Genomic DNA, 6,342 nt, shown 5'->3' on the forward strand with positions numbered 1-6,342 from the left:
CCTTCCATGCGCGTTTTGTCGCCCAGAATACTGCCGCCCGACCGCTGACTGCTGGGGTCCACCGTCAGCACGGCTAGCGACTTGTCCAGCGAGGTGATGTATTGCCCGAAAGCTTCAATGAACGTACTTTTTCCCACGCCCGGCACGCCCGTGATGCCAATACGGAGAGAGTTGCCAGTCTGCGGCAGGATGCCTTCCAATACCCGCTGCGCTATGTCACGATCAGAAGCTAATTGACTCTCCACCAAGGTAATTGCCTGGCTTAGCAGCATCCGATCCCCGTTCAGGATTCCGTCTATGTAAGCGTTGGGAGTGAAGCGAGGACGCATGAAAACGGACGTTGGACGTTGGACGTTGGACCGGTTCGCCAGTGCGGTTGGATTCTGGAAAATCTAAAATCCAATGTCCAATTTCCAAAAATTTATTTTGTCAAAAAGGCCTCCGCCCACAGTAAATCCTCCGGCGTGGTAATTTTAATATTTTCGTAGGAACCTTCGATCAGGTGAATGGGGTACTTCGACGCTTCCAGCACACTGGCGCAGTCAGTAAAATGCGGCTGGGCCACTGTGTCGAAAGCTTTCCGCATCCAGTCGAGGCGAAAGGTCTGAGGGGTTTGTACCAGGCGATAATCGCTACGGTTCACCGCTTCGTTGGTACCATCAGCCCGTACGAGCCGAGCCGAATCCTTCAAAGCCACGCAGGTGACTGCCGTTCCGGCTTCGGCGGCTTTTTGGAAAGAAGAAGCGATAATTTGGGAAGAAACAAAGGGTCGTACACCATCGTGTATGGCTACGAATCCTTCTTCGGACTGAATGCTTCGTAAGCCATTTTGTACTGAGTGAAAGCGGGTCTGACCTCCGGCGACTAACTGGTAGTCGAGTGAAAAATCATGCTCCTCACACAAAGTACCCCAAAAGTCGAACTGGCTTTCGGGCAGAACCAGAACCAATCCAATCGTCGCTGAGTAATTCCGAAATGCTTCCAGCGTCCGCATCAACACCGGACGTCCGCCGATAAGCAAGAACTGCTTAGGGAACTCGCTTTTCATGCGGCTCCCGCTGCCACCGGCGACGATGATAGCAAAGTTGTTCACTTACAAAATCAGCATCGCGTCGCCGTATGTGAAGAACTTGTACTTCTCCTTCATCGCGACTTTGTAGGCTTCTTTGATGAGATCATTGCCACCGAAGGCCCGCGCCGACATCAGCAGAATCGACTCCGGCAGGTGGAAATTGGTGATCATGGCGTTGGCGATCTTGAACTCGTAGGGCGGAAATACGAAGCGATCCGTCCAGCCGTCCACCTCTTTAAGATGACCACTCGCCGACACCGACGATTCGATGGCTTTCAAAGAAGTGGTGCCTACAGCGCACACTTTCTTGCCACTATCCAGGGCCTTGTTGACGATATCGGCACTCGATGGCTGGATTAGGTATTTCTCCGAGTCGGTCTTGTGCTTGGTCAAATCTTCGACATCTACACTGCGAAAAGTACCGAGACCCACGTGCAGCGTCACGGGGGCAAAACCCACGCCTTTGATTTCCAGGCGCTTCATAATAGCCTTGGTGAAGTGCGTTCCTGCCGTTGGGGCCGCTACGGCACCCGTGTGTTCGGCAAAAATGGTCTGGAAACGGTCACGGTCGGCATTTTCCACCTTCCGGCGCGAGATAATCTCGGGCGGCAAGGGCGTTTCGCCCAGTTGATCGACCAGCTTCATAAACTCCTCGTGCGAGCTATCGGACAAGAAACGGATCGTGCGTCCGCGTGAAGTGGTGTTGTCGATGACCTCGGCCACCAAGTCGTTGTCGCCGAAGTACAGTTTGTTGCCTACCCTGATTTTCCGGGCGGGATCTACCAGTACATCCCACAGGCGCATTTCGCGGTTAAGTTCGCGCAGCAGGAAAACCTCGATCTTAGCCCCAGTTTTTTCCTTTTGACCAAAAAGACGGGCGGGAAATACCTTAGTGTTGTTAATAACCATGACGTCACCATCGTCGAAGTAATCCACGATGTCGCCAAAGGATTTGTGTTCAAATTCGCCGCTATCACGGTGTACAACCATCAGGCGCGACTCTCCGCGTTCGGCAGGGTGCAAGGCGATCAGGTTTTGGGGAAGATCAAATTTGAACTCCGATAGTTTCATTGCTTTATGACGGCGATAAGTAGTAGCCAAGGCAGTAGATTTAACTTGAAGCGATACGCAAGGGCACATCGCGATGAAAATAAGACCGCAAAAGTAAGGATTTTTTAGGAGAAAATTCTTGCCGATGTCTTACCTAATAAAACAATCCTACCTTTATCTCGTATTTTCTACAAAATTATGCCTGAGTTTGCCGATATGAAAAAGCTAATTCTCTTCTTTTTTTTCCATTGTTTTCTGTTGACCGTTCATACGGCGCAATCCCAAACCGGCCCCATCGCCCTGCATCCCCAAAATTCGCATTACTTGATCTATCAGGGCAAAACTACCGCCCTCATTACCTCTGGCGAACACTACGGAGCGGTACTCAACTTAGACTACGACTACAAAAAATATCTGCAAACCCTGACCGACGAGGGCATGAACTACACCCGCATCTTCTCGGGTACTTACTACGAACTCGCGGGGGACTTTAACATCGAAAAAAATAACCTGGCCCCCAAGAGGGAACGTTACATCGGTCCGTGGCCGGATGCCGAAAACGACAAGTCGAAATTCGACTTGTCGAAATGGAACGACGCTTATTTCGTGCGGCTAAAAGACTTCCTGACCGAAGCGCGCAAGCGGGACATTATCGTCGAGGTTACGCTCTTCTCTTCCATTTACAACGACAAAACCTGGGGCGTTTCGCCGCAGAATCCCGTCAACAATGTCAACTTCACCGATAGCCTTCCCTATAAGCGGGCTCAAACATTGGACAACAAAGGACTTTGGCCTTACCAAGAAGCTTTTGTGAAGAAGATCGTGACCGAACTGAATGATTTTGACAATTTCTTTTTCGAAGTTCAGAACGAACCTTGGTCCGACCGCAATGTCCCGGTTTACAACATCATGAACAAGGAGGAATTGATAAAGAATGAATGGCAGCAAAAGGCGGATTTTGCCGACGAAGCATCCTTGAATTGGCAGGATGCCATAGCCAACACGATCACTCAAACGGAGCAGAAACTACCCAAAAAGCATCTCATCGCCCAGAACTACGCCAACTACCGCGCCTCCATCCCGGACGTGAAAACTAATATCTCGATTATTAACTTTCACTACGCCTGGCCCGAAGCCGTGCAGTGGAACTACCACTATGACAAGGTGATTGGCTTCGACGAATCGGGCTTCGCGGGTTCCGACGATGCGGTGTACCGCCGCCAGGCCTGGCAATTCATGCTCAGCGGCGGCGGGATGTTCAATAATCTAGATTATTCGTTTTCAGTCGACAATGAAGATGGAAAGGGTACTTACAAAGCGCCCGGTGGCGGTAGCACGGCGCTACGAGCCCAGTTGAAAACCTTGGCTGATTTTCTGAATAGTTATAGTCTTGAAAAACTGTATCCCAACTACACCAGCACGCTCGCGGCACCCGGCCTGATCACCTACACGCTATCCGACAAAAGCAAAGCGTTCGCCGTTTTCGTGCGAGCTACCGGTACTACCAAATCGACTTTGAAAATGGCGGCCGATAACGGTACTTACAGGGTAAAGTCCTTTGACCCTATTTCTGGAAAATATACTAGTTTGGGCGATTTGAAGTCGGTTGGTGGTATCCTGACCATTGACATCAACATTCCAGACGGTGAGTTAGCTTTGCAGGTACTGAAGCAATAACAGATGAATTTCAAGCGTAACAAACTCATTTTCTCCATTTTGTTGTGCGTGGCGCACTTGATTAGTCACGGCCAAACTACTACCGTGACGCTGACGGGTACGGTGACCGACGAAATGACGGGCGAACTCCTGCCTTTCGCCAACGTCTATATCAATAACTCCTCCATCGGTACTACCACGAACGAGAAAGGAGCCTACACATTAGCCAATTTGCCGATCGGTAATCTCGATATGGCTGTTTCTTACCTGGGCTATGTGCCGATCAAACAAACGCTGCGCTTCGAGCAGCCGGGTCGTAAAACCGTGCTGTTCAAAATGCGACAAGGCGTAGAGTTGGAGAGCGTGGTCATTCGTTCTAAAAGGAGCAAAAAGTGGCAACGACAGTTCAAAGTCGTAACGCGCGAACTTCTGGGAACCGGAAAATTTGCTAAATTATGCAAAATTCTAAACCCGGAGGTGTTGCGAATAACCATGGAGGATAACGGTCACTTGCTAGCGCAGTCCACCAGCCCGTTAAAGATCGAGAACCGCGCTTTAGGCTACATGATTTACCAAGACCTATCCGATTTTGATTTTTATGAAAACACCATGTATTACGGTGGCAACACCCGCTTCGAGTTGTTGAAGCCAGAAAATGAAGAGGAGAAAAATCATTGGCGCGCCAACCAAAAGGTGGCCTACCAAGGCTCGTTAAAGCAGCTTTTGACCGGCATGGTTTCCGATAGCTTGCGGGAAAATGGCTTCCAGGTATTCCAGCAAGTACCCGACTCGTTGCGTGCGTTGCGGTTGCTCAGCGGTGGTGGCGCCAACGCTAATCCATATTCTATCAAGAATTATCTGCATTACCGGATCGACGAAGTACGGGGAGCAAAGTTGATCAGGCCGGGCGAGCTGGAAACGGAACGGCTGTTAGTGTCAGGCACGAAATTGGAAGTATTTGATTTGAACAAAAAGGGGAATTCACGTTATGCCGATATGCCTTACGCCTACTCGCTTATCACACTGCCGCAGGGCTATGCGGTCATTTCACCGCAGGGCTGGGTAGTTGTGCCCATGGGAATGGAAGTCGGCGGCGACTTGGCCAATGACCGTTTCGCCAATCTTTTACCCTCCGACTGGCAGCGGGATTAAAGTGTGTGACGGAGTCCGCAGTCTTGTTTAGGCACACTTTTTCGGGTTTAAGATTCGATTCCGTAATTTTAGGCAATAACTCTTTTTGCCAAAGACAGTTTATCCGATGCTGAATCAGTATTTACATTAATCCATTTCATTGTGTTTAGAAAAACAATACATCTAGGTGCTAGTCTGCTGGTTGGCGTGCTGGCAACTTTCCACACGAGCCAGTCCATGGCCCAAATGGCCAAGGACAAGATTGCCGACAACGTTGTGGCCGAACCCGTCATCAAAGTCCCGGCCAATTTCAAAACTACCATCGTAGCCGAGGACTTAGGCAAGGCCCGGCATCTGACGGTCACCGAACGCGGCGACGTGTACGTGCGGTTGGCCAAGCCCGTCAACGGTAGCGGCACCGTTTTTCTGCGCGATACGAACGGCGACGGAAAACTGAACGAACAGAAAGGCTTCGGCGACTTTGGCGGCACAGGCGTAGCGCTGGGAGATGGGTATTTGTACACCACTTCCAATACCGAAATTTTCCGCTATAAGCTAAACGCTAACCAGGAAGTTATTGACCCCGGCAAGCCAGAGCGCATCGTCAAGGGCCTGACTGACAAGGGCACCCACGCTACCAAGTCGGTGGTGCTGGACAGGAACGGCAATATCTACGTGGGCATCGGCGCGCCTTCCAATGCTTGCCAGGTGAAAGATCGCACCAAAGGCTCACCCGGCATGATGCCCTGCGCCATGCTCGACTCGGTGGGCGGCATCTGGCAATTCAAAACCAACGGCCGCGACCAGGTACTAAAAGACGGCGTCCACTATGCCACGGGCATCCGTAATATGGTAGGCATGGACTGGAATGGTGAAACCAATTCGCTGTTCATCATGCAGCACGGCCGTGACCAGCTCAATACGCTGTTTCCTGATCTGTATACCGACAAGCAGTCGGCGGTGCTGCCCGCCGAAGCCATGTACGAGTTGAAAAAAGGTGCGGACGCGGGTTGGCCTTACATCTATTATGACCAAATTCAGAAGAAAAAAGTGGTGATGCCCGAGTACGGCGGTGACGGCAAAAAAGAAGGCGATAGCAAATACATTGACCCGGTGGCGGCCTATCCCGGCCACATGGCTCCCAATGGTTTGCTATTTTACACGGGCAACCAGTTTCCCGAAAAGTACCGCAACGGCGCATTCATCGCCTTCCACGGTTCCTGGAACCGCGCTCCCGAGCCACAAGCCGGGTACTTTGTAGTGTTTCAGCCCTTCAAAAATGGTAAAGCCTCGGGCGATTGGGAGATATTCGCCGATAATTTTGCCGGAATGGATACGGTGATGTCGCCGGGTAGTGCCATGCACCGCCCATGCGGCTTGGCTCAGGGGCCGGATGGCTCGCTGTACGTGGCCGATGACGTGAAAGGAACCGT

5 protein-coding genes and 1 pseudogene are annotated in these 6,342 nt (G+C 51.2%); 3 read left to right on the top strand and 3 right to left on the bottom strand.

Translation table 11 applies throughout. The features are described from left to right. The 3 genes and pseudogenes from ACEW8P_RS04345 to queA all read right to left on the bottom strand — a co-directional run. Nucleotides 1-329: pseudogene (locus ACEW8P_RS04345) on the bottom strand (methylmalonyl Co-A mutase-associated GTPase MeaB); the annotation flags it as partial. Between the two features lie 92 nt (nucleotides 330-421). After that, on the bottom strand, nucleotides 422-1,093 hold the full coding sequence (locus ACEW8P_RS04350; protein ID WP_373511885.1) for a 2-C-methyl-D-erythritol 4-phosphate cytidylyltransferase: 672 nt from the start codon (nucleotides 1,091-1,093) through the stop codon (nucleotides 422-424). Then, a complete protein-coding gene (queA, locus tag ACEW8P_RS04355; protein ID WP_373511886.1) occupies nucleotides 1,094-2,143 on the bottom strand; it encodes a tRNA preQ1(34) S-adenosylmethionine ribosyltransferase-isomerase QueA in 1,050 nt (349 codons plus the stop codon). Between the two features lie 177 nt (nucleotides 2,144-2,320). On the opposite strand from queA, the gene ACEW8P_RS04360 reads away from it, so the two are divergent. The 3 genes from ACEW8P_RS04360 to ACEW8P_RS04370 all read left to right on the top strand — a co-directional run. Further along, nucleotides 2,321-3,799, top strand: coding sequence for a hypothetical protein (locus tag ACEW8P_RS04360; RefSeq protein WP_373511887.1), 1,479 nt, complete (start codon nucleotides 2,321-2,323; stop codon nucleotides 3,797-3,799). A 3-nt stretch (nucleotides 3,800-3,802) separates the two neighbouring features. Further along, on the top strand, nucleotides 3,803-4,930 hold the full coding sequence (locus ACEW8P_RS04365; protein WP_373511888.1) for a carboxypeptidase-like regulatory domain-containing protein: 1,128 nt from the start codon (nucleotides 3,803-3,805) through the stop codon (nucleotides 4,928-4,930). 141 nt (nucleotides 4,931-5,071) lie between these two features. Beyond that, nucleotides 5,072-6,342, top strand: a 1,271-nt coding sequence (locus ACEW8P_RS04370; RefSeq protein WP_373511889.1) for a sorbosone dehydrogenase family protein, incomplete at its 3' end; no start/stop codon positions are given.

Source organism: Persicitalea sp. (assembly GCF_041751555.1).
Classification (GTDB): domain Bacteria; phylum Bacteroidota; class Bacteroidia; order Cytophagales; family Spirosomataceae; genus Persicitalea.